General features: G+C 60.6%; 19 protein-coding genes and 1 pseudogene. 12 read left to right on the top strand and 8 right to left on the bottom strand.

Annotated elements, in window-relative coordinates; all coding sequences use genetic code 11:
- The first annotated feature begins 164 nt into the window (after positions 1-164).
- Positions 165-1,307 (top strand): Fic family protein, encoded by a 1,143-nt coding sequence (locus FRZ61_RS15860; protein WP_225308829.1) that lies wholly within the window; start codon positions 165-167, stop codon positions 1,305-1,307.
- 262 nt (positions 1,308-1,569) lie between these two features.
- Here FRZ61_RS15860 and FRZ61_RS15865 read toward each other — a convergent pair whose 3' ends face one another.
- Positions 1,570-4,071: a TOTE conflict system archaeo-eukaryotic primase domain-containing protein gene (locus tag FRZ61_RS15865; RefSeq protein ID WP_151118660.1), complete on the bottom strand. Its 2,502-nt coding sequence runs from the start codon at positions 4,069-4,071 to the stop codon at positions 1,570-1,572.
- Between the two features lie 1,350 nt (positions 4,072-5,421).
- Between FRZ61_RS15865 and FRZ61_RS15870 the strand changes: the two genes are divergently transcribed.
- Entirely contained in the window at positions 5,422-6,564 is a 1,143-nt protein-coding gene (locus FRZ61_RS15870) for a Fic family protein (protein WP_225308830.1), read from the top strand.
- A gap of 501 nt (positions 6,565-7,065) precedes the next feature.
- Here the strand turns inward: FRZ61_RS15870 and FRZ61_RS15875 are convergent.
- The 4 genes from FRZ61_RS15875 to groES all read right to left on the bottom strand — a co-directional run bounded on the left by FRZ61_RS15875 (position 7,066) and on the right by groES (position 12,534).
- Positions 7,066-9,288 carry an amylo-alpha-1,6-glucosidase gene (locus FRZ61_RS15875; RefSeq protein WP_225308831.1) on the bottom strand — a complete coding sequence of 741 codons (2,223 nt, stop codon included), beginning with the start codon at positions 9,286-9,288 and terminating at the stop codon, positions 7,066-7,068.
- A gap of 11 nt (positions 9,289-9,299) precedes the next feature.
- Positions 9,300-10,397, bottom strand: coding sequence for a glycosyltransferase family 4 protein (locus FRZ61_RS15880; protein WP_151118662.1), 1,098 nt, complete (start codon positions 10,395-10,397; stop codon positions 9,300-9,302).
- A gap of 144 nt (positions 10,398-10,541) precedes the next feature.
- A complete protein-coding gene (gene groL / locus FRZ61_RS15885; RefSeq protein ID WP_151118663.1) occupies positions 10,542-12,170 on the bottom strand; it encodes a chaperonin GroEL in 1,629 nt (542 codons plus the stop codon).
- Positions 12,171-12,219: 49 nt separating this feature from the next.
- Positions 12,220-12,534 (bottom strand): co-chaperone GroES, encoded by a 315-nt coding sequence (gene groES, locus FRZ61_RS15890; RefSeq protein WP_191909052.1) that lies wholly within the window; start codon positions 12,532-12,534, stop codon positions 12,220-12,222.
- Between the two features lie 338 nt (positions 12,535-12,872).
- On the opposite strand from groES, the gene FRZ61_RS15895 reads away from it, so the two are divergent.
- The 7 genes from FRZ61_RS15895 to FRZ61_RS15925 all read left to right on the top strand — a co-directional run bounded on the left by FRZ61_RS15895 (position 12,873) and on the right by FRZ61_RS15925 (position 16,633).
- On the top strand, positions 12,873-13,217 hold the full coding sequence (locus FRZ61_RS15895) for a hypothetical protein (RefSeq protein ID WP_151118665.1): 345 nt from the start codon (positions 12,873-12,875) through the stop codon (positions 13,215-13,217).
- 35 nt (positions 13,218-13,252) lie between these two features.
- Positions 13,253-13,525: an usg protein gene (locus FRZ61_RS15900; protein WP_151118666.1), complete on the top strand. Its 273-nt coding sequence runs from the start codon at positions 13,253-13,255 to the stop codon at positions 13,523-13,525.
- Between the two features lie 464 nt (positions 13,526-13,989).
- Positions 13,990-14,469, top strand: a complete 480-nt coding sequence (locus FRZ61_RS15905) for an Hsp20 family protein (RefSeq protein ID WP_318526342.1) — start codon at positions 13,990-13,992, stop codon at positions 14,467-14,469.
- 83 nt (positions 14,470-14,552) lie between these two features.
- Complete coding sequence (locus FRZ61_RS15910) at positions 14,553-15,053, top strand: Hsp20/alpha crystallin family protein (protein WP_151118667.1); 501 nt, start codon at positions 14,553-14,555, stop codon at positions 15,051-15,053.
- Between the two features lie 68 nt (positions 15,054-15,121).
- The gene (locus FRZ61_RS15915) at positions 15,122-15,871 is read left to right on the top strand and encodes an ETC complex I subunit (RefSeq protein WP_151118668.1); all 750 of its coding nucleotides are present in this window, start codon (positions 15,122-15,124) and stop codon (positions 15,869-15,871) included.
- 8 nt (positions 15,872-15,879) lie between these two features.
- Complete coding sequence (gene rpoZ / locus FRZ61_RS15920) at positions 15,880-16,371, top strand: DNA-directed RNA polymerase subunit omega (RefSeq protein WP_151118669.1); 492 nt, start codon at positions 15,880-15,882, stop codon at positions 16,369-16,371.
- On the top strand, positions 16,259-16,633 hold the full coding sequence (locus FRZ61_RS15925) for an SPW repeat protein (RefSeq protein WP_151118670.1): 375 nt from the start codon (positions 16,259-16,261) through the stop codon (positions 16,631-16,633). Before rpoZ ends, FRZ61_RS15925 begins: the two co-directional genes overlap by 113 nt.
- A gap of 366 nt (positions 16,634-16,999) precedes the next feature.
- On the opposite strand, the pseudogene FRZ61_RS15930 reads toward FRZ61_RS15925, so the two are convergent.
- Both FRZ61_RS15930 and FRZ61_RS15940 read right to left on the bottom strand, forming a co-directional pair.
- Positions 17,000-17,968: pseudogene (locus tag FRZ61_RS15930) on the bottom strand (nucleotidyl transferase AbiEii/AbiGii toxin family protein).
- Complete coding sequence (locus tag FRZ61_RS15940; RefSeq protein WP_151118673.1) at positions 17,969-18,778, bottom strand: type IV toxin-antitoxin system AbiEi family antitoxin domain-containing protein; 810 nt, start codon at positions 18,776-18,778, stop codon at positions 17,969-17,971.
- A 658-nt stretch (positions 18,779-19,436) separates the two neighbouring features.
- Between FRZ61_RS15940 and FRZ61_RS15945 the strand changes: the two genes are divergently transcribed.
- Together FRZ61_RS15945 and nhaA are read left to right on the top strand one after the other, a co-directional pair.
- On the top strand, positions 19,437-19,754 hold the full coding sequence (locus FRZ61_RS15945; RefSeq protein WP_151118674.1) for a hypothetical protein: 318 nt from the start codon (positions 19,437-19,439) through the stop codon (positions 19,752-19,754).
- 145 nt (positions 19,755-19,899) lie between these two features.
- Positions 19,900-21,195, top strand: coding sequence for a Na+/H+ antiporter NhaA (nhaA, locus tag FRZ61_RS15950; protein WP_225308832.1), 1,296 nt, complete (start codon positions 19,900-19,902; stop codon positions 21,193-21,195).
- A 3-nt stretch (positions 21,196-21,198) separates the two neighbouring features.
- On the opposite strand, the gene FRZ61_RS15955 is transcribed toward nhaA, so the two are convergent.
- A complete protein-coding gene (locus FRZ61_RS15955) occupies positions 21,199-22,080 on the bottom strand; it encodes a transglutaminase family protein (RefSeq protein ID WP_151118676.1) in 882 nt (293 codons plus the stop codon).
- A gap of 521 nt (positions 22,081-22,601) precedes the next feature.
- On the opposite strand from FRZ61_RS15955, the gene FRZ61_RS15960 reads away from it, so the two are divergent.
- Positions 22,602-22,874, top strand: a complete 273-nt coding sequence (locus FRZ61_RS15960) for a hypothetical protein (protein WP_151118677.1) — start codon at positions 22,602-22,604, stop codon at positions 22,872-22,874.
- Positions 22,875-22,916 lie beyond the last annotated feature (42 nt).

Below are 22,916 nucleotides of genomic sequence, written 5' to 3' on the forward strand. Positions count from 1 at the left end.
CTAAGAACGATCTCTTGACTAACGGTCCCCGTTAGTAAAGAATACGTTCTTAGCGCGGCCGGTAGGGGCGTGAGCGTTCCTCGCGCCTCGGTCGTTGGAACGACGTCGTCCCCGGGTTGAGCCGCCAAAACATGCCAAAGCGCACAACAGGCCGATACGAGAGCGTGACCGTAGGCGGCGAGAAAGTCGACGCTTTCGTTCCCCTCGATCTGCCGCCTGGACGGCCGGCGCTCGTCATCGACGCCAAGCTCGAACGTCGCATTGGGCAAGCCGAGCAGGCGCTTGTCCGACTCGATCTGGCGGGCGAGATGGTGCCTTCGCTGGACTGGTTCATCTACGCTTTCGTGCGCAAGGAGGCGGTTATCTCGTCGCAGATCGAGGGCACCCAGGCATCGCTCGTCGACCTTCTCGCTTTCGAAGCCGAGGACCAACCCCAACCCAACGCCGATGTCGAGGAAGTGACAAACTACCTCGACGCGCTTGCCTACGCGCGTGGTCAGCTCGCGTCGAAGCGCGGTCTGCCGCTTTCCCTGCGTCTCTTGAACGAAGCACACAAGCGGTTGATGCGTGGCGTGCGCGGCGGCAGCAAGCAACCCGGAGAAATCCGTCGGAGCCAAAATTGGATCGGCGGAAGCCGGCCAGGGAACGCGGTTTATGTCCCGCCGCCCTCCGAGAAACTCCCGCAGCTTCTCAGCTCCTTCGAGAAATACATCCATGCCGACGACCGGCTGCCGAAACTCGTGCGGGCGGGTCTCCTGCATGCTCAGTTCGAAACCATTCACCCCTATCTCGATGGCAATGGGCGAATCGGGCGCCTAATGATCGCCCTCCTGCTGGAACACTGCGGACTCCTCAAGGCTCCGCTCCTCTATCTCAGTCTGTTCTTCAAGCGTCATCGCGAGGAATATTACCGGCGCCTCAACCTCGTGCGGCTGGAAGGCGACTGGGAAGGCTGGATAGATTTCTTTCTCGATGGCGTCGGCACGATCGCCGATGAGGCCGTTGCGTCAGCACGCGAATTGTTCAATCTCGTCAGCACGGATCGCACGCGGCTGCTCGGTGTCGAATCGGCATCTGTTTCAGCGCTCAGATTGTTCGAGCGACTTCCGCGTCATCCGATTGTAACGGTCGCATCGGCGATTAAGCTACTCGAGACGAGCAAACCGACCGCAACCCGTGCGATCGAAGTGCTGGCCGAGATCCGTATCCTCGTGGAGACGACTGGGAAGAAACGCGACCGCAGTTTTGCCTATCGAGCCTATATGGAACGTCTGCGAACCGGAACGGAACTGGACATCAGTCGCTGAGGATCAACTACGCTGGGACTGGCCTACCGGCTTCGTTGTTGCCACGATACTGTTCCTCGGATTGCTGGCCGAAGAACTCGAGGAATTATATCATCGGAACCCCGTCATGGTTGCAGGGGTTGGTCGGATAAGTGGGAGGCAAAGGAAGGCTCGTAGGACCCGGATAATTGTAATCTTCGTGCTACATAAAACGGCGTTTTGGTAGCGCGAAGGACGCAAATTCCGACGCCGCCACAGCAGCCTCCCGCTGCCGGGCGGCGGATCACTCAACCGTATAGCCGAGCGCCCGATATCCAGATCGCCGCTTTGCCGCCATCCGCGCAAGAATTGGCACGAAGTCATCGACATAGTCGACGACGAGAACCTCTGTTTTACCTGCATGCTGCCGGTGAAGCCGACCTACATATTGGGCCAACGTGCCCTTCCACGAAATGGGCATCGTCAAGAACAGCGCATCCAATCTTGGGTCATCGAAGCCCTCGCCGATGTAACGCCCTGTCGAGAGGATGAGCCGCTCCTGATCGTCCGCCACCCGCAATGCGGCATCTGACATCTTACGCTCGGCCGCCGACATTCCACCTCGCAGGACAACCAGGTTTCGAACGAAGCGCGAAAAGCGGCCTTGTAGGTATTCGAGATGATCCCGGCGTTCGGTGAGCACGATCGGTGAGCGCTTCGCCTCCAGCGCCTTCAGCACATCGTCGAAGATCAGGTCGTTACGCGACTCGTCCTGTGCGATGGCTGCATAAATTGCTGGCATGGAAGGACGGTCAGACCCCGCCAAAGGCAGTGGCAGTTGAAACTGCGTCGATCGAGTCCTGGCGCGGTGAACAATTCCCCGCTCCGCCGCCTGGGCACGCGCATCAACGCGATGCCGAACAGGGCCACATTGCATGAAGATGATTGGATGGTGACCATCTTTGCGGGCCACGGTCGCGGACAGTCCGAGGACATAGCGCGCTTTCGCCCGGCGGGCCACAAGCTCAAAACTCGCTGCCGAAAGATGATGGCACTCATCGACAACCAGATGACCATAGTTCGCTACCATGTCGGATACTTCACCTCGGCGCACGAGGCTCTGGATCAATGCGACATCAATGATACCAGTCGGCTTGCGACGTCCGCCGCCGATAACGCCGATATCCTTCGGATCGATATCGAGGAATGTCCTTAGCCGCTCCACCCACTGGATGAGTAATTCGCGGCGATGGACAAGAACAAGCGCATTGCGTCCGCGTTGCGCAATCAAGGCTGCGGCCACCACCGTCTTGCCGAAGGCGGTCGTCGCCGCGAGCACGCCATGCTCATGCGGAAGCAGGGCCTCGAACGCCTTGACCTGCGGCTCGTACAACGTCCCCTGAAACCGTACTCGGCTCGCAAGCGGATCGCCGATCACCCTCAGATCATTCAACTCAACCTCGGCGCCCTCGTCTCGGATCAGCTCAACAGCTTCGTCGAGGCATCCGCGGGGCAGCCCCACATGACGCCGATGAAGTTCGGCGCAGGAGATAATCCGAGGCTTGCCGAAGGTCGGGAAACGCATGGACTGCGCACGATAGAACTCAGGGTTTTGGAAGGCCGCCAGGCGTATGAGCCGCGTCGTCATTGCCGACGGCAAATCGGTCCGGTCTATATAGAGTTGGTCGGCGACCACTATCGTGATCTTGCCCGACAGGGGACTGCCGACCGGCCCCACTTTGGGGCGCCGAGACGGGGTCATGCGCCAGGGCTCGTCCGCTTCTTCGTCTTCGACGGGCATGCGGACGCCCAAAATACGGCCACGCGTTTCCGCATCATCGACGATTTCTGCGGCGGCCGTGGCCGATAGCCGTGGCATCGCCGCCAGAAACGCCCATTGGTCGTCGTATGGACGAAGATCTTGGTCGATGAAGACACTGTTTCCAAGCTCGCGCGCGCGGCGCTGCAAAGGTAAAGCGATCAGATTGCCGAAGCCGCCGACCGGCATGGTGTCTTGGCTCGGAAAAAAGCGATCGTATGAGGCGAAACCTATTTCCGGGCGACGCTCCATCGTTTCCGTCAGCATGGCCGCGCCAAGTTGCCGAGCGGTGCGCGCCGAAACCGGCTCAGAGAAGAAGATCCACACATGACCACCATTGCCGGATCGAGACCGCTCAAGGGCCGCAGGAACGCCCTTGACCTGGCAAGTCTCCAGCACGGCCAAGGCGTCAGCCGCCCAGCTCTCCTCGTCAAAATCGGCGGCCAGAAACCAGCAGGTCTCGTCAGGAAGCAGCGGATAAACACCCGCCACGAAATCGCCGCCAGAACCGCGTGCGGCCTCGCCGCGTAGATGCTTTTCGATGATGTCGTCGGCGACCGGGGTGAAGGCTTGATGAGGGCACTCTCCGCATTTGACCTGAGGCTTGCCGCATATCCCTTTCACCCACTCGTTAGCGCACGCGGGCGCGTAGCCGGACTTTGCGGTCTTCCGATTCTCCCACCTGACGGGGAATACGTCAGCACGGCCTGCGAATAGGCCCCGAAACAGCGCGATCTTTTCCGCGGTGGGTGACGCGGCAGTGACCCCCGGCGCATCTGCAATGGCGGGTGGTGAATAATTTGCAGCCGCAGCTGAGCGCCGGCTCAGGAGATCCCTCAGCGCGGCCTCAAGCTCTTTCCGCTCGGCCTCATTTGCGGCAAGGCGGTCTCGAAGCCGCTCAATCTCGACCTCGAGTTCGTGCGCAGTTTCGGCGCCACCACCCAGCGCCAGTCGTTTCGAGACAGCTCCGCTCGGCCAAGTCCTCATGGAGTCCTCTCTGGGTCTGCGCTGTCCTCGTCTCACGTGTGGCGCCAGCGAATTGTCGTCGGATTTCCAAGCCTTGACGTTCTGCGCCTTCCATCGCAACGCCGGACAGGCTTCTATCGCGACGCGCGTGGGTTCCGAAACGCCCATAGGGGACGCATCGATCTCGCCTCGATCAAGCACACCGTCCAAAAACGCTCTCTCGCCTACCGTGAACTGAAATAGCGGCGCGAGTCTCTCTCGGCATTCGGTCGTGACCCTCTCGATCCAGGTTGCGGGGCCACCAAAGGCATCAAAACATCAGTCAGGTGACCTGATGCCCTGCTTCCGGTCGTGAAAAACGCTCCGTATAGGCTATAAATTACCCCTTCCAACGCATTTTCTAGAACAACCCGCTCTGCGTAAAAGACCGTCAGCGCTATGCGCTCAATCTGACGGTCTTATGGTTTCGGCTGGTGCGCATTTCAAAAAAGACCGTCAGAAATACCGTCAGCCTATTTGGCTACCGAGATCGGAAACTGCTCGGCGCTTTACTGATCTTCTCGATTATTCAATGAGTTATCAGAATTCGCGGGGGTAGCTGAGGATGTATTGCCGATCATTCTCATAAGAACTAAGCCATTGAATTATAAACAGAATTTTTCAGCCGTCACTCCCACTCATCCATTTTCAGTTATCGTAACGCGTTGAATTTCCAACACAATTTTTTTTGATCGCACGTCGCGATCCGAACTGCGAACCGACAAAAATTCTTGGTGCTGATTTTCGAGGAGGAATCGCGCGATTCCGATTCAATGACGTTTCAGGGACTATCGACAACGATCCGTCGATTTCTCGCCTCGTCGACCACGCGACGCATTGCGCGCCAGCGCGAGAAATACCGTCACCGCTCATAGCACGACGTATCCGCGCTTGCGACCCTCAGACTCTACCCTTGCGCAAGATCGACTTCCTCCTTGATGGAAATGGACGCGAGAGTAAACGCCATTGGCTGCGGCGGTGTGGAAGGACACACGGCCAGCAAAAGGCCCGAGATGGTGACCAGAAGGCAGCGGCGTAATGGCTCGGTGCGCTAAGCCCATCCACTAGCCGGTTTCGAGTCCGGCCCGCGGCACCGTCTAGGGTCCAGCCATTCGATCGGCCACGATTGACCCCAAGAGCGAATTCTTGGCAAGTCATCGGGGGAAAACACTAAGAACGATCTCTTGACTAACGGTCTCGACTAGTAAAGAGTCCGTTCTTAGTTATGCTGACAGGGAACGTGGGCGTTCCTTGTATGCGGCCCTTGGAACGACGACGTCCCTGAGTCAGCCACCGGATATGCCGAAGCGCACAACAGGCCGATATGAAAGTGTGACCGCCGGCGGCGAAAAGGTCGATGCCTTCGTTCCTTTCGATCTGCCGCCCGCGCGGCCGTCGCTCGCCATCGACGCCAAATTTGAACGCCGCCTCGGGCAAGCCGAGCAGGCGCTTGTCCGGCTCGATCTGGCGAGCGAGATGGTGCCTTCGCTCGATTGGTTCATCTACGCATTCGTGCGCAAAGAGGCGGTTATCACGTCTCAGATCGAGGGGACACAGGCATCGCTCGTGGACCTTCTGGCCTTCGAAGCCGAGGAGCAGCCCTCACCCAACGCAGATGTCGAGGAGGTCACGAACTACCTCGACGCCCTCACCTACGCGCGAACCCAACTCGGGTCGAAGCGCGGTCTGCCAATCTCGCTGCGGCTCTTGAACGAAGCCCACAAGCGGCTGATGCGCGGTGGGCGCGGAGCAAGCAAGCAACCTGGAGAAATCCGCCGCAGCCAGAACTGGATTGGCGGGAGCCGCCCGGGGAACGCAGTCTACGTTCCCCCGCCCTCCGACAAGCTTCCAAAGCTCCTCGGCGCATTCGAGAAATACATTCATGCCGAGGACCGGCTGCCGAAACTCGTGCGGACTGCTCTTCTGCATGCTCAGTTCGAATCCATTCACCCCTATCTTGATGGCAACGGGCGGATCGGGCGCCTGATGATCGCCCTGCTGCTGGAGCACTGGGGCTTATTGAAGCAGCCGCTTCTCTATCTCAGCCTTTTCTTTAAACGCCATCGCGAAGAGTATTACCGGCGCCTCAACCTTGTGCGTCTGGAAGGCGACTGGGAAGGTTGGACCGATTTCTTTCTCGATGGCGTCGCCACGATCGCCGACGAAGCCGTTGCATCGGCGCGCGATTTGTTCAACCTCGTGAGCACGGATCGCGCGCGGCTGCTTGGTGTTGAATCAGCATCGGTCTCTGCCTTCCGATTGTTCGAGCTACTTCCCCGTCATCCGATCGTGAGCGTCGCATCGGCCATGAGGCTGCTCGGCACCAGCAAGCCGACTGCTACCCGTGCAATCGAGGTGCTGACCGAGATCGGCATCCTCGTAGAAACGACAGGAAAGAAGCGCGACCGCAGCTTTGCTTATCGCGCCTATATGGAGCGCCTGCGAACCGGAACTGAGCTCGACCTTAGCCGCTGAGCGCTGCGGTTCTGCATTAACATGCGTTAAAAATTGCCAGTTCAGAGCCGCGCCCCCGCAACCAGGGCGCTGGCCAATATCGGAAACAACCCACAATACCTGTTTGCGCGTCCAATCGCGATAATCCTTACCGGGCTATGCTGGCGGATGCCCAGCGCGCTTCCCGGGCCGGCCTGAAGGTCGCCAGGCTCGCGGTCCACGCGCGCCGCGCTGACCTCATCTGCCAAACCGCCGCCGTCTCGACCGGGCTGATCGTAACAAGAAGGGTCACGAAGCTCGATAGAATGAGGGTGCGACTGCATGATGGACTTCGAATTCAGGTCGTCGGCACTAATGCCTCTAACCAGCAGCAACTGATCGGCGAGAATGCACGTGACGAGAGGGATCGGAGTCCAATGGCCAGCGTCACCCAGGTTCCGAGGCGCGCCCGCATTGCGCCAGGTTGTCGCCAACGTTCAAACCCTCGATGAACCGTGGGAGCTCCATAATTGCGTCAGAGGCTCAGTTGGTCGTCAGCACTCGCACTGGCCCTCGTCGCGCGAGGACGTCGACGACGACCTGCTGACCGGATCGCCGTACCGCGACATCGGCTGTGTCATCGCCAATCGACAGATTGCGGAGGAGGACCTCATTCAGAAAGGCCGGCATCATCGGCTCTTCGAAGGTGATCCGCCTTTCACCAGGGTCGAAGCCGAGCCCAAGACAGATCTGCAGCATATAAAGGGGCGCCGCAGCCGCCCAGGCTTGCGGCGTGCAGGCCACGGGATAAAAGGTTGGACCTCGAGTGCGCTGACGCGGAAATCCGCAGAACAATTCGGGAAGCCGTCTCAGGTCAATATAGCTGGAGGCCGCGAACAAGCCTTCGAAGATTCGGGCTGCTTCTCGCCGAAACCCATAGCGCGCAAATCCCGCTGCGAGCAGCGCATTGTCATGTGGCCAGACCGAGCCATTATGATAACTCATCGGATTGTAACGGGCTTCCGTCGACGCAACCGTGCGCACACCCCAGCCACAGAACGACGATCCCCCCATCAGGCTCCGCACGACCGGTCCTGCCCGGTCCGGCAATGCGACGCTGGTCCACAGCGCGTGACCTGCATTGGACGTGCGCACGCGACACCGGCGCTTGTCGCCATCAAGCGCCAGCGCATAAGTGCCAAGCTCTTCATCGAAGAAGTGGGCATCATATGCCTCGCGCAGCCTGTTCGCCCGCGCCTCGCACTCCGTCTCACGCAGGACGTATCCCAATTGCTCCGCAATCTTGGCAGCGGCGCACCATGCGCCGTAGACATAGGCTTGCACCTCGACAAGGGCGATGGGGCCCTTGGCAAACGTGCCATCGGCGTGAAAAACTGAATCGTAACTGTCCTTCCAACCTTGGTTGATCAACCCCTCGGACGTCTGTCTGTGATATTCTACAAAGCCGTCGCCGTCGCGATCACCGTATTGCTCAATCCACGTGAGGGCTGCCTCGATGTGTGGCCATAGGCGACGAATAGTAACGACGTCGCCCGTTCGGTCCAGATAGGCGCCGGCCAGCACGACAAAGAGCGGCGTTGAATCGACGCTGCCGTAATATCGTCGGAACGGCACCTCGCCGAGTTCGGCCATCTCCCCGACTCGCACCTCATGTAGAATCTTGCCCGGTTCGGCATCGGCCAGTGGGTCGGTGCTGGTCGCCTGATGGGCCGCGAGATGCAACAGCACACCGCGCGCTAGCGCGGGATCAAGCCAGAGCGTTTGCAAGGCAGTGATCAGGGCGTCGCGGCCAAAGACCGTCGAAAACCAGGGAATACCGGCATAGGGGTACGGTCCCTCGGGCGTATCCGTCGTCAGCATATAAAGATCGGAAACGCTGCGCCGCACGGCCTCGTTGAAGATCTCGTTGGACGTCACAATCGACGCGGCCCGCGAGGACGAACTCCGTAGTGCGCGGCGCGCATCACGCAAGGCGCTGAAGAATGCGCGGCGTGGCGGGTGGTTCATTCCCTCGGCGCCGCAATTGACCTCCAGAAAAAGCGAACGGGATTCTTTCGGGGCGAGCGCGAGCGTAAACAGCGCACTCCTTGCGGTCAGCCGGATTGGGGTGGGATCGAACGACAACGTGGTGGATCGATGTCGATGATCGAGGCCCATGTAGTTTAATGTCACGCGATTCGTTGATACTTCCGGGGACTGCATCGCGCCCCGCCGTTCACGACGGGTGCCACGCACCTCGAATATGTCGGCGAAGTCGGCCTCGAAGGCGATTTCGATGGCGAGGCGTCGTGGCCGCTCGTCGAAATTGCGCACGACCAGGCGCTCGAAGCAGGTGGCATTCCATAAGAACCGCAACCGGCGAACATGGATGAGATCGTGTCGAATCGCTAGTCGACCCGTGCCGTCATAAATATCCGGATTGGTTAGATCGCAGGTAAGCGTGGCATTATCGTCGCGCAGCGTCGACGACAGCAGCAAAGGCCGCGCCCCCTCGATCGTCAGGTAGAGGTGCGACAAATGGCGGGTATCGCGATGGAAGACGCCCTCTGGACTTCCGGGTCCTGATAAGGCGTCGCCATTGTGGTCAAACACGGCGAAGGTGTCGCCGTGTTTGAGCGTGCGGGGCCGGCGCTCCTGCAGCGAGGCGGTCGCCGGAATGAAGAATTGCGCTAACGGCGCGGCGCCAGCTCCCGCCAACGCCGCAGTGTGTACCACCGTGCCGGCGCCCCCCGATGACGTCGTCATCGTAAGCTCCGTCAGGCGACTGCTTGCAGTCCGACTTCGTCGCCTTGCAGGCGACGAATGCGCGCGGCCTCGGTCCGCACACCCGGCAGGCCACGGTAGATGGCGAGATAGTCCTGCGCCATGCGTTCGACCGTGAAGCGCTTCTCGAACGTGTCGCGCACTTTCTGCCGGTCTAAGGTCTCCAATTTTGCGAGCGCCGCGACCGCCTCCTCCAGCGTCCTGACAATGAAGCCCGATTTGCCCGCGTTGACGACCTCCGGCACCGAGCCGCAGCGGAACGCGACGACTGGCGTGCCGCAGGCCATCGCCTCGATCATCACGAGGCCAAATGGCTCAGGCCAGTCGATCGGGAACAACAACCCCTTCGCGTTGCCGAGGAAGTCAGCTTTTTGCGCCTCGTTGATCTCACCGATATATTCGACATTCCGATGCGTTGCGATCATCGGCGCGATGGTGTCATCCCAATACTCCTGATCGGCACGGTCGATTTTGGCAGCGATCTTGAGCTTCATTCCGGCGCGCGCGGCGATCTGGATTGCGCGATCTGGCCGCTTCTCTGGGGAAATGCGTCCCAGGAAGGCCAGATAATCTCCCATCGGATTGGCGCTAAAGGGCAAGAGGTCGCGGGGCAAGCCGTGATAGACATTCCCGACCCAATTGATCGGACGCGCGAGCGGACGGCGCTGATCGCGAGAGATCGAGACCAGCGGAATCTCCGGGAAGGCGGCATAGAATGGCTTTAAGTCAGGCAGGTCGAGGCGGCCGTGTAGTGTCGTGACTGTGCGATCGGCAATGTCGCGGATGAGCGGGAAGTGCAACAAGTCGATATGGAAATGCAGGACATCGAACTCGTCCGCCTCGCCACGGACAGAATCGAGCATCATTATGTGATAGGGTGTGTGGTCCCTCACCGTCGGATTGAGACGAAGCGCCATGTCGGAGCAGCGAACCAGTTTCGCCTGCGTTCGCGAGTCTCCGCTCGCGAATAATGTCACCTCGTGGCCCTGGCGGACCAGTTCCTCGGTGAGATAGGACACGATCCGCTCCGTGCCGCCATAGAGCTTGGGCGGACAGCATTCCGCGAGCGGTGCAATCTGGGCGATTTTCATCAGCAAAGACCTCCTCATGTGAGCGAAGCATGGACAGTCATCCCGCACGGCCGTACGGCCCGCGCGGCATGTCGCCGTTCCTGTCGGACACAGCAGCAGCAGAAGAAGAAGAGACCCGCAGGAACTGCGGATCTCAGGGACCTATCAGAAGTCCATGCCGCCGCCGGGCGGAAGCGCGGGAGCCACGTCCTTCTTCGGCTTCTCGGCCACGAGCGCTTCGGTCGTGATCAACAACGAAGCGACTGAGGCTGCGTCCTGCAACGCCGTGCGGACGACCTTGGCGGGATCAATCACGCCGACCCCGACCAGGTCTTGATATTCGCCGGTCGCGGCGTTGAAGCCCCAATTGTAGGTATTCTTCTCCAAGAGCTTGCCGACGACCAGAGAACCGTCCTCGCCGGCATTCTGGATGATCTGCCGGGCAGGCACCTGGATCGCACGGCGCACGATGTCGACGCCGGCCTTCTGATCGGGGTTATCCGGTTTGACAGCGTCGAGCGCCTTCAGGGCGCGTAACAACGCCACGCCACCGCCCGGCAGAATGCCCTCCTCGACCGCCGCGCGGGTCGCATGCATTGCATCGTCGACACGATCCTTGCGCTCCTTGACCTCGACCTCAGTGGCCCCACCAACACGGATCACCGCGACGCCTCCCGCGAGCTTGGCGAGACGCTCCTGCAGCTTCTCGCGGTCGTAGTCGGACGTGGTCTCCTCGATCTGCGCCTTGATCTGGGCCACGCGCGCTTCGATGTCCTTCTTGCGGCCGGCGCCATCGACGATCGTGGTATTCTCCTTGTCGATCACGACCTTCTTGGCGCGGCCGAGCATATTGAGTGTCACGTTCTCGAGCTTGATCCCGAGGTCCTCGGAGATCGCCGTGCCGCCAGTGAGGATCGCGATGTCCTCGAGCATGGCCTTGCGGCGGTCACCGAAGCCCGGCGCCTTGACGGCCGCAACCTTGAGGCCGCCGCGCAACTTGTTGACGACCAGCGTCGCGAGCGCCTCGCCCTCGACATCCTCCGCGATGACCAGGAGCGGCTTGCCGGACTGAACGACGGATTCGAGAAGCGGCACCATCGCTTGCAGGCCGGAGAGCTTCTTCTCGTGGATCAGAACATAGGGATCTTCGAACTCCACACGCATCTTCTCGGCGTCGGTCACGAAATACGGGGAAACGTAGCCGCGGTCGAACTGCATGCCTTCGACTACTTCGAGCTCAGTCTCCAGGCTCTTCGCCTCTTCGACGGTGATTACGCCTTCGTTGCCAACCTTCTGCATGGCTTCGGCGAGGAACCGTCCGATTTCGGTGTCGCCATTTGCCGAAATAGTCGCGACCTGAGCGATCTCGGAGTTGGAGGTGACTTTCTTCGCGTTCTTTGTGAGATCCTTGACCACTGCTTCTACGGCGAGATCGATGCCGCGCTTGAGGTCCATCGGGTTCATGCCGGCCGCGACCGCCTTGGCGCCTTCCTTGACGATGGCCTGAGCGAGAACGGTAGCAGTTGTCGTGCCGTCACCGGCGAGATCGTTGGTTTTCGACGCCACCTCGCGCACCATCTGCGCGCCCATATTCTCAAACTTGTCCTCGAGCTCGATCTCCTTGGCGACAGTGACGCCGTCCTTCGTAATGCGGGGTGCCCCGAACGACTTCTCGATAACGACGTTGCGTCCCTTGGGGCCGAGCGTGACCTTGACCGCATTTGCAAGCGTGTCCACGCCGCGCAGCATCTTTTCCCGCGCGTCCGACGAGAACCTCACTTCCTTGGCAGCCATGGCTGTAACCTCCTTTCTCAGCGATTTTGATGATGGGTGGATGATCTCGTCAGGCCGCCTTCTTGATCGTCCCGACCTTCTCGACGACGCCAAGGATGTCGCTCTCCTTCATGATGAGTAGTTCCTCGCCGTCGATCTTGACCTCGGTGCCGGACCATTTGCCGAAGAGGATATGGTCACCGGCTTTCACATCGAGGGGGACGAGTTCGCCCTTCTCGTTGCGGGCACCGGGACCGGCGGCAACAATCTGGCCTTCCTGCGGCTTTTCCTTTGCGGTGTCGGGAATGATGATGCCCCCGGTGGTCTTCTCCTCGGCATCAATACGACGCACGACGACACGGTCGTGCAGCGGGCGGAAATGCATGCAAATCCTCCTTGCTCAGATCAGCGATGTCATAAGGCGCAAGCCGGTGTCGCCGGCCGGCGCGGAAATCGAGCTAGGATCGGAAAAAATCGAGTTCAAGAGGTCGGCGAAAAATTTTTCGGCAGTCTGGACGCGAGCGCGCCAGGATCGAGTAACATTTTGATATTATTGATGTTTCTGGACCGATAAAGCATCGCGACAACTCCATGAGCGGCGGCGTTTGTCACTTGAAGTCGAAAATCGTCATTCCAAAATAAATCCGGCGCACACGAGCCGACCGGGCCCCGGAAGGCCGGACGCATTCATCGGAAAGGAGCATTGGAATCCAGGAGACTGCCATGATGGGAACGAGCAAGCACACGACACCGCCGTCTCATCTCAGCACCGACGATCCGCATCTCGATCGGCTTTTGAATCCGGCGCAGTTCTACAAACATCCGCGCGACGTCATCGACGATCCGTACCTTGGTCTTTCGGAGAAGCGGGCCATTCTTTCGTCCTGGGCGTCGGACGCCTGCGCGGTCGAGTCCAGGCCAGCCTTCCGTCAAATCCCTGGTACCCCCGCGCCGGTGTCGTTCGACGACATCATGGACACACTGCGTCGACTGGACGACCCCGCACGGCCCCCTGCCACGGCACCGTCATTGCCACCTGACAATGCCGTTTGCTCTCCGATCGCGTGAAGCATCAAGGCGGCAAGTTTGAAGGACGAGAACCAATGGCAGCGAGCCGGGAGTTTCTGCTGCAATGGGGCGGCTATGGTTTGACCACGGCGGAAATCCATTACCATTTGCCGGACCACCCGGCTTTCCTGCAACTCTATGTCTGGCAGGATTACGATACGGCGCCGGACTTCCCGACGCTCCATGGCTTCCTTGACTATTGGCAGCGCGAACTCGAAGGCGCGCTGCACTCGGTCAGGGTCGCGCACCAGCACCTGATCCGGCCGGCCGAATGGCGAGCGGTTGACGGTGTCATTGTCACGCACTGAACTGGTGCCGCTGTCGCCCCTGTTGTTCCTCATATCTCGAGATAAAGGGGTTCGCGCAGCTCGGCACTGCGCGGCCGTCGGCCCTCATAAGGCAACGCCTTGACCAAGCCCAAGCGCGGCTCAGTTCATCGAGCGTCGCCTTGGTGGCGATGGATCTTGGCGATCATGATTCTCTTCGACCGGGACCGACGACTGAGAGCACGTCTTCGCACGTGAGGCTGGCTGAGCACGGCTACAGACGGCGGCAACACAAAGAGCGCGGTTAGGCTGCCGGGACGGCGATTCAGAGGCTGGCCTGCCGAGTGGCAGGGGCAACCGGCGTCAAATGCTCTGACGACGGGGCAGACCCCTTGACGCCGCGACCAGCTTTCCTAAATCGCGAATCGCCGATCGCCCCGTCGGGGATCGGCAAAGTCCAAAGGGGGCGTCGGCTCTTTGGGCGCCCCTCGTATCCATGTTGCTCAATGGAGGATGTGGCTATGAGAGACTTCGATCTCACACCCATCTGGCGATCGACCGTCGGTTTTGATCGCCTCGTCGATCTCATCGACGATTCGCTCCGGTTGGCGGGCGAGGACAATTACCCGCCCTACAACATCGCGCGGACCGGTGAGGACAACTATCGCATCTCGCTGGCTCTGGCTGGCTTCAAGCCGGAGGAGATCACCGTCACGGCGGAGCAGAACATGCTTACCGTGGAAGGCCGCAAGGCCGAGAAGGATGATCGCGAGTACCTCTACCAGGGCATCTCCGGGCGTCCGTTCCGGCGCCAGTTCAACCTCGCCGACTACGTCGAGGTGAAGGGCGCCTCGTTCGAGGACGGGCTTCTGCAGGTCGACCTGGTGCGCGAGTTGCCGGAAGCCATGAAGCCGCGCCGGATCGAGATAAAATCCGGTCCTTCCAGCGGCGAAACCCAGCAAATCGAGCAGAAGCAAGCGGCCTGATCGGAAGTCCGATCGGGCCAGCTGGAGGTGGTGTCGCGTGGCCGTGGCCACGCGGGCCGCCAGTTTGACATAGGAGGCGTAACATGAGCATGAGAGAGCTCATTCCCTGGAACCGCAGCATCCGCGTTCCGGTGCAGCGCGGAGAGGAAGGCACGCCCTTCCTTACTTTGCACCGTGAAATGAACCGCTTGTTCGACGACGTCTTCCGCGGGTTCGACTTCACCCCGTTCCGCTCCGGCCGCGTGCTCAACGGACCCTGGTCGTGGCCGGACATCGAGGTGAGCGAGAACGACAAAGAGGTGAGGATTACGGCCGAGCTCCCTGGCCTCGAGGAAAAGGACATCGAAGTCCAACTGTCGAACGGCGTGCTCGCCATCAAGGGCGAGAAGAAGACCGAGACGGAAGACAACGACAGGCTGTTCAGCGAGCGCTTCTACGGCCGGTTTGAGCGGCGCATCCCCGTCGACGACATTGATGAGGACAAGGTGAACGCGTCCTTCCGCAACGGCGTGCTCGTCGTCACCCTGCCGAGGTCGACCGAGGCGCAACGCAACGTGAAGCGCATCGCGATCAACGGCAAATAAACAGAAAGGAAACTCCGGCGGGCGGGAGCTGGCGCGCTCCCGCCGCCACCTCTGCGAAGGCGGCAGCAATGTTGGAGTTAGTCGAGAGCGCACGCGAGGACCTGACCGGGCCCGTCAGCATACCGAAGACACCATTGACGGCTTCTGTGTTTCCCGATGATGCGGTCGCGGTGATCTATCGGCCCTCCCGCTCCGCTATGACATCGGGCAAGGCGAACACGCGGCATTGGAAGCTCCGCTTCGAGCGACGGACCCCGCCCTTTATCGAACCCCTGATGGGTTGGACCAGTGGGGACGATCCGCTTACTCAGGTCGAGCTGACTTTCCCGACCCGGGAAGCTGCCGTGGGCTATGCCGAACGGCAGGGCCTCACCTTTATCGTCCAAGGTCAAGATCATGCGGGGCACGCACTGCGGCATAGCGGCACCGAGGAGGTCTACGAGGAGCAGGCACGGCCAGTCCAGCAAGCGCCGCCGCACCACCGCCCGATCACCGCACTGAGGGCACCTTACGGCAGTTGCGACCGGTCGGGGATGCCGGATCTCGACCGCGCTCTGATCAATCCGGCTGCCGTGTTCCGCTCGCCGCGCGAGGTGGTGGAACACCCTCATCTGACCGCTGCCAGCAAGCGAGAGCTTCTCGCCCGGTGGGCCTGGGACGAGTACCTGCTACAGCTCGCGAGTGACGAGGCAATGCCGGAAGGGCGCGAACCTTCGCGCCTCGACGAGATCAAGTGCGCGCTCCTCAGCCTCAAAGAGCGCGACACCCCTCTTGCCTTCGTCCGAGCAGCCAGCAGCGGGGACCGTCGGGCCGCATAGGAGGCGGTATGGCACGGATCACGACCATCGATTGCGAACGGGTCATACCGAACCGCTTCGAGCTTGTGCTGCTCGCCGCGGCGCGCGCCCGTGCGTTGAGCTGCGGGCACACACCGCGCGTGTCTCCTGACGGGGACAAGCCGACCGTCATCGCGCTTCGCGAGATTGGCGCCGCAGCAGTCGATCCGACCTGGCTCCGCCAATGGCTGCTAAACTTGCAGCGCGACGACGTCGAGGACGAAGACGGGCTCGACAATCCGATTGGGACGGTCGGGTCGTCCGCCAATGAGTCTCGTGGTGCCGCTAGTGCGGGAGCTGACGACACCACTCCAACAGCTTCCCCGGGAAGCATCCCTAACCACAAAGTGACGAAAACGGAGAGAAGTCATGTTCGACAGACTCACGACACTCAACATCAAAGAGAATGTCATCGACATTGTAAACGTCGTCCTCGGCGTGTGCCTGGCGCTCGCCCCCTGGGCGCTGGACTTCACCGCTGAGGCTACTGCAGCCTGGAACGCGTGGATCACCGGTGCTGCTATTGCACTCGTCGCGCTCGGCGCACTCGTCGCCTTCACTCAGTGGGAGGAGTGGATCAATCTGGCACTCGGCGTCTGGGCAGGCATCGCGCCCTGGGCGATCGCCTTTTCGGAAAATGCAGCTGCGAAGGGCGTGCACCTCGCTATCGGCACAGCGGTCGCGGTTCTCGCAGCCGCGCGGCTGTGGTTCGTGCGTCGCAGCCCGCCACGAGTCACAGCGTGACAGTGTGTGTATGCGAGGCCAGCAGTCGATGCCGGTCTCGCATCACGACCTCCAAAGCTAGCAGATACGGCGCTTGGAGTGAGAGAATGCCAGATCACATCGAGGCGATACAGCGACGGCTGGAAGGCATGATTGCTGAAGCAGAGTCACGGATGTCTGGAAGCGGATCGATTCTCAGCTACGGGATGAAGATCCGCCGCGACACGGCAGAGGAAATCCTTAGGTTCATCAAGAGTCTCGCTCGGACAGCAGCAACCGATGCGCCGGTCCGGGAACATCGGCTTCGATCCGCTGACTCAGACCCGCCTCGCTTTTCCGACATACACGCACCCATCGCCGACGCCGAATGGCAGGGCTTGGAGTATGTCATGGACGGCGATCAGCAGCACCCTCAAGCAAGCGTGCACCGTGCCTCAAGCAAGCACACCAGGCGTCCGAAGATGGCTGGCGATGCGTCGTCCGCTTTTGTCCAATTGAGTGGCTTCCGATCCAATGTGGTCTCGGTGTGCCCAACACGTCAGATCTCGAACGTGCGCTCGTCAGTGAAAGACGAGGATGGTGGGATTCCTCAACCCAAGTGTCAATCGCACGCCGGTCAGCGAAATAGCCGCGCGGCAGACAAATCATAAGCTTTTGCCGAAGTTCGCGCGGATCGCCTTTGATGGAATCGATTGACACTGTTCGCCAGTCTCGGCGCCCGCAGGCGCCAAAAGCGAGCATGGCGGCCTTGATCTTCTTCCAGTCGAGCCCATCGAGCGACAGGATGCGGCGCGCGTCAAAAAGATCGCGCGCTGCGTGCCGGTCGAAGAGTGCAACGAGCTTGCCGGCAACGATCTCATGGAGGTCGAGGACCAGCACTCGTTCTGCGCGTACGTCACCGAGCGCAGTGGACGGCATACGAGTGGCGCCGAACAACGGCTGTCGCGCCGTATAATTCACATCGAGCTCCAACGTGGCGTTTCCACCCAACGCTGAGGCAAAGCGCAGAAGCCACTTGCCGCCCGCATGCTCATCAGGCTGGCGTCGAACGACATAGCCTTGAGATGCAAGGAGACGGTTGAGAGCAGCTTCGACCTCTGGCCGCTCAGCTTTCATCGCCGATCACTCAAGCGCCCCGATATAGTTGAGGTCGATATCAACCGACAGCCGGTCGAGACCAAGATGAAAGACATTGAGCGCCGTGCCGCCCTTGAGAGCCAGCCGTTCACTCAAGATGGTGTCGCCCGCTACTTCCTGCAGGATATCGAGGAGCCGGATTACCTTTTCGAGCGTCCCAGCCTGATGACCGGTATCGTCGGCAATCCGCTGAAGCGTCTGAGCCGAAGGCGCCGCCATTCACAGACCCTCGAACCGGCGTTCTACGACGTCGACGGGCAGGATTACGTTCCAGCCCTTGGCCGTCCTCCCCTCTCCCGGCCTGGCGCCCAGGGCGTAACGAGCCTGACGCGGTGCCATCGCGTGCAGTTGCCGGAGCGCCGTATCGGGAATGCCAAGCCGCTTTTGTTCGCGCTCGAGCCAGAAGCCCAGCGCACCGGCCGCCGCTGCGTTGCCGAGCGCGCGCATGTGGCGAACCAGTGCTGCAGCATCGACCCGTGCCACGAGGTCGAGAGAGTTGAACAGCTCATCCGCCCCGCCGGCGAGTTCGTAGCGGTCGAACAGATCTGCGATCGTACGCTCGACCGTCGTGACGCGAACATCGAGCCCCATGCGGTCGACAACCGTCACCCCGTCCTTCACCTCTCCGCCTCGCCGAGCGATGCCGCGCGGCGGCTTGATGAAGCGGCACGAAAAGCCGGCGGCTTCAAGCACACCTGGCTCACCGGGCGCGATCACCTGGACTTCATACCCCTCCGTGTAGGCGGAGCCATGCAGCTCTATCGCCGAGTGATAGGCGATGACAGCGCCCCGGCGTAATCGGGAAGCTGCCAAGAACCGGTCGACCGACCACTTTCGGGCGTCGGCGTGTTTGGGAACGGAAGCGAAGACGCCCCGCGCGACCCGCTTGATGTTGCCGGCTTGAAGGTGCTGAGCAAGCATCGCGGTGACGACCTTGTCGCTCGGATCCCGGCCTACGGCAGCCGCGTATTCCGCGCGGTCGAAGACCGGATGCGCGCTAAAGAAAGGGGCGGAGACGAGCCGGGACATGACATGAACTACTTTGTCTCAATCTGACATAACCATATATGAAATATGGCTAAATCCGTCAACGGAAGAGTCCGGCTTCCCAATGTAGCCCCCTCTCGTACACAGGCCTTAGCCACATGTCATATATTGCTTCATACAGTGACAACAAAGTTATGGCCTGCCGATCTGCCCTCCGAAGGCGAAGGCCGCACGTTCGAATCGTGCCGGGTGCACCATCTCACCGTCATAAGCCGCTATCCCTACGCCAAAGCCGTACCGGCTACGCCGAAGTAAATCGAAGTATGTGCAGCGTCGTAGGAACGGCGATCCTCGGCGGCGAAAAGTTCGAATCTGTTCGAGTGGGATGGCCGGCCTACGCCTATCCGGCGGATCCCAAATTGAATGGCTGCTTCGGCGGATTAGCGGCATAAGTCGCCATAACGTTCTCCGCGGAGCAGTGCTGTCACGCGTTCATGGTCACCCTAGTAACATGACCGCTTGCAGGGATCGGTGAACCGAGCCTTCGTCGATCACCGACACGGACGTGCCATAGCCTTCGCTGTGTGCGTAAGGTTGTTTGGGATGAAGGACAGCATAAGCTTGTTTCGTTTCGTGAGATGGCGTCTGCCCCATCGCCCGCCTCGTGACGACCGCACGCTGTTTGTGCGATAATATGGAAATGGCGAAGACGCAGTCGCAACGCGCGAAAGCCGCAAAGCAGAAGGCCATCGCTCTCGCCCGTTGGGACGACGAAGGTGGGGCGCCGGCCGTGCCGTCGCCCTTGCGCTACGAGGTGCGCGGCTTGCCAGACACGGAGCGCCGCGTTTTGGAATGCCTCGGCGCCGCCCTGGTCGAGGAGTGGAGTAATCTGCCGACCGATATCCAGCGAACCATCTTTCAGCGCGCGACTGCGGACAATGTCTATGATCCCGCAGAACTGAAATCTCGGATCGCGCGCTTCCTGCACGATCACAAAGGTGCTTCCGGCGCGCGGTAGGGGGCGCCTGTCTCCCCGGCTGATATCCGACTAGGGTCGGACATTTGGCAATTCCCGCCGACAGATAGAACGAGAGTTTGTGGAAATGAACGACCATCTCACGCGGCTTCCCAGGGAGCCGGCAGATCGGCTTACGAGGCCGTTCATGCGGTTCCTGCGCGTCGAGGCGATGGCCGGAGTCGTCCTGTTGCTCAGCACGCTCGTCGCTCTGGTACTCTCCAATACAGCGTGGTCCGAGCAATTCCTCGCCTTCTGGGAGATGCACGCGGGGCTCACCCTTGGCGGGATCGAGTTCTCCCGTTCGCTGAAGCACTGGGTCAACGATGGGCTGATGACGCTCTTTTTCTTCGTCATCGCCCTCGAGCTGAAACGCGAGCTGGTGCTGGGAGAGTTGCGCAATCCGCGAATGGCGGCGCTGCCCGTCGCCGCCGCTCTCGGCGGAATGGTGGTTCCGGCTGGGCTATTTCTGCTGCTGGTCGGTGGCGGACCGGGTGCGAGCGGCTGGGGCACTGTCATGTCCACCGATACCGCCTTCGTCATCGGGTGCCTCGCTATCCTGGGGTCTCGCATTCCGCAAAGCTTACGGCTGTTCCTGCTCTCCCTCGCGATTTTCGATGACATCGGCGCCATTCTGGTGGTCGCGATCGGCTATGGCGGAGACTTGAACTGGAACGCGATCGGCTTGGTCGCTGTCGGGCTTGCTGTCGTGGCGGGGATCGCACGCCTGGGCATTCGCAGCATTCCCGTCTATTTCGCCATAGGCGGCTGCATCTGGCTGGCGTTCGACGCATCGGGCATCCACGCGACGCTTGCAGGCGTGATTCTCGGATTGATGACCCCAGCGCGAAGCTGGGTGAGCGACACGCGTCTGCATGCCATATTCGACCGTGTTGTCGCCTATCCTCCCGGTGACCACTGGAGTGGCGACAAGGTGGCGCGCCGTGACCTCCGTCAGGCCGGCGTTGCTGCCCGCGAAGCCCTGTCCCCGATCGAGCGCCTGGAATTCGCTCTTCATCCGTGGGTGGCGTTCACGATCATGCCGCTCTTTGCCCTTGCGAACGCTGGCGTTCCGATAGCGGCTGCGAGCTTCGACCACACTCTCACGACGGCCATCTTCGCCGCCCTTGTGGTCGGCAAGCCCGTCGGGGTCGTTCTGTTCAGCTTCCTGGCCGTGAAGCTGCGCGCGGGAATCCTTCCGGGCGAACTGTCATGGGGCCTGCTGATCGCCGGAAGTCTGTTGACCGGCATCGGCTTCACCATGGCGCTTTTCATTGCCGAATTGGCTTTCGACTCCGTTCTCCTGGACTCTGTCAAGCTCGGCGTGATGGGCGCCTCAGTCATCTCGGCCGCGGCAGGGTTCCTCGCGTTGGTCTGGCTGACATCGTCTAGCAGGCAAGAACGCCACAAGCAGCCTGCCGTGCCTCCCTCACGACAATGGTGACTCCTATTCTGACGGGCGGAACGTGGAACTGACGCTAACTTCCACTGACATACCGTCGAAGGCATCGCTCATCCCGACGAAGCTGCCGGCTACGGGAGTCACCTGCCGGATGTCTCGCCCCACTGCGACGGGAATGAGATTGACACCACCAACGCTGCGGTTCGTCGGATCGAAGGTGATCCAGCCCGCGCCCGGCACATAGACTTCCGCCCAGGCATGGGTTGTACCTGCACCTTCGGATCCGACAATCTCCTGAGCCGGATTGTGAAGATAGCCCGACACGATCCGCGCTCCAAATCCGAGGGTCCGCACCGCCTCGATGAAGAGAACGGCCAAGTCGCGGCACGACCCCCTACCGCATTCCAGAGTCTGCATGGGTGACTGGGTGCCCTCGTCATCGCGACTCTGATAGGAGATCCATGTCAGGACGCCGGCATTGATGTCCTTGAGGAGCGAAAGCGTGTCGGTCGGATTGCTGCGCACGAAAGCTTGGGCCCATTCGCGCAGTCGTCCTGTTGGATCAGGATGCTGTGGAATTGCCAGGGCCCCTAGATCCGTCCAGTCGTCGTCGCTGTATCGAAAAGGATAGAAGATTGCAGACGCTGCGACATCGAAGATCGGCCATGGGATGGCGTCGAGCTCCAATTCGGCGATGCTGTTGACGATCAGGCTGTCGGCCCTGGTCTGGAAAGTGGCTGTCGCTACCATGTTGCCCGCAACATCCTGCGCCCAGGTCACAACCGCATGCGGCTCCACGGTCAGTTCCATTGACAGCAGATGGAGTTCGCGGCTCTCCCGCGGCCGAAGCATGAGGCGATGCGGGCGCAGGCCGACGGGTTTACCGTAGCGGTAGGTCGTCCTGTGGCGGATTCTCAAGGTGACCATGGCTCTCTCTTGTGCGTGCCCGCACCGCGAATCTTCCACTCATACGGTCGGGCAACCAAATCATGCTCGTGGCATCGCCTGGCGGCGAAGGCCTGAAAGAAATAAGATGTATTCTACGCTTTTGCGATGAACCTGGTGAAATCCATGCCTTTTGGCGGAATGAGGCCTTGACCTTGTAATGCTGGGACCAAAAGCGCATATGACATACATCGGGGTCCGTTGGACAAGCTGATCTGTGCGCACGCAAGCTGCGCGCTACTGAAGCTATCTCTGCTTGAAATGTGATTTCGTGTGTTTGTAGGGGCCACCGCAAGCGGACGAGTTTCATTTTTATTTTCACCCGACCGCAAAGCGGTCATGCTCTTGAGAGGCTTTGATGGCCAAAGGACAAAAGCGCAGCAATCGCGAGGCCCGAAAACCGAAGAAGGCGAAGGAACCTTCCGTCCCTTCAACCTCCCCGTTCAAAGGGCCGACGGCTTCAGTGGCACTTTCCAGGAAAAAGAAGCCTTAAGGACGCGGTCATGGCTGTCCGGACAACGGAGACGACGGTTACTTTCAGAAACACTTTCACCCTGTCGTCTATCGACGGACCACAGCCTGCAGGAACCTATCGGCTTGTCGTGGACGAGGAGGAGATTCCCGGCCTCTCCTTTCTTGCCTTTCATCGCACAGCAACGATGCTCCATCTTCCGGCTGTCTCAGTGTCTTCACCAAGCTATCAGGTCGTTTCCGTCGATCCCGCCGAGCTGCAGTCCGCTCTGGACGCGGATGGCACGTCGCCCGACAAAGGGTAGAGATACCTCGGCACCTGGCGCTATCCGTGCCGACCGGAAAGG

The sequence above is a fragment of the Hypericibacter adhaerens genome, from assembly GCF_008728835.1.
GTDB classification, from domain to species: domain Bacteria; phylum Pseudomonadota; class Alphaproteobacteria; order Dongiales; family Dongiaceae; genus Hypericibacter; species Hypericibacter adhaerens.

Excerpts from the sequence above, each read along its gene's own strand:
- FRZ61_RS15875 (WP_225308831.1), bottom strand. The coding sequence starts at position 9,288 with ATGACGACGTCATCGGGGGGCGCCGGCACGGTGGTACACACTGCGGCG.
- FRZ61_RS15940 (WP_151118673.1), bottom strand. The coding sequence starts at position 18,778 with ATGTCCCGGCTCGTCTCCGCCCCTTTCTTTAGCGCGCATCCGGTCTTC.
- FRZ61_RS15955 (WP_151118676.1), bottom strand. The coding sequence starts at position 22,080 with ATGGTCACCTTGAGAATCCGCCACAGGACGACCTACCGCTACGGTAAA.
- nhaA (WP_225308832.1), top strand. The coding sequence starts at position 19,900 with ATGCGGTTCCTGCGCGTCGAGGCGATGGCCGGAGTCGTCCTGTTGCTC.
- FRZ61_RS15960 (WP_151118677.1), top strand. The coding sequence starts at position 22,602 with ATGGCTGTCCGGACAACGGAGACGACGGTTACTTTCAGAAACACTTTC.
- FRZ61_RS15880 (WP_151118662.1), bottom strand. The coding sequence starts at position 10,397 with ATGAAAATCGCCCAGATTGCACCGCTCGCGGAATGCTGTCCGCCCAAG.
- FRZ61_RS15865 (WP_151118660.1), bottom strand. The coding sequence starts at position 4,071 with ATGAGGACTTGGCCGAGCGGAGCTGTCTCGAAACGACTGGCGCTGGGT.
- groL (WP_151118663.1), bottom strand. The coding sequence starts at position 12,170 with ATGGCTGCCAAGGAAGTGAGGTTCTCGTCGGACGCGCGGGAAAAGATG.
- FRZ61_RS15915 (WP_151118668.1), top strand. The coding sequence starts at position 15,122 with ATGTTGGAGTTAGTCGAGAGCGCACGCGAGGACCTGACCGGGCCCGTC.
- groES (WP_191909052.1), bottom strand. The coding sequence starts at position 12,534 with ATGCATTTCCGCCCGCTGCACGACCGTGTCGTCGTGCGTCGTATTGAT.
- FRZ61_RS15900 (WP_151118666.1), top strand. The coding sequence starts at position 13,253 with ATGGCAGCGAGCCGGGAGTTTCTGCTGCAATGGGGCGGCTATGGTTTG.
- FRZ61_RS15895 (WP_151118665.1), top strand. The coding sequence starts at position 12,873 with ATGATGGGAACGAGCAAGCACACGACACCGCCGTCTCATCTCAGCACC.
- FRZ61_RS15945 (WP_151118674.1), top strand. The coding sequence starts at position 19,437 with ATGGCGAAGACGCAGTCGCAACGCGCGAAAGCCGCAAAGCAGAAGGCC.
- FRZ61_RS15905 (WP_318526342.1), top strand. The coding sequence starts at position 13,990 with ATGGAGGATGTGGCTATGAGAGACTTCGATCTCACACCCATCTGGCGA.
- FRZ61_RS15925 (WP_151118670.1), top strand. The coding sequence starts at position 16,259 with ATGTTCGACAGACTCACGACACTCAACATCAAAGAGAATGTCATCGAC.
- rpoZ (WP_151118669.1), top strand. The coding sequence starts at position 15,880 with ATGGCACGGATCACGACCATCGATTGCGAACGGGTCATACCGAACCGC.
- FRZ61_RS15910 (WP_151118667.1), top strand. The coding sequence starts at position 14,553 with ATGAGCATGAGAGAGCTCATTCCCTGGAACCGCAGCATCCGCGTTCCG.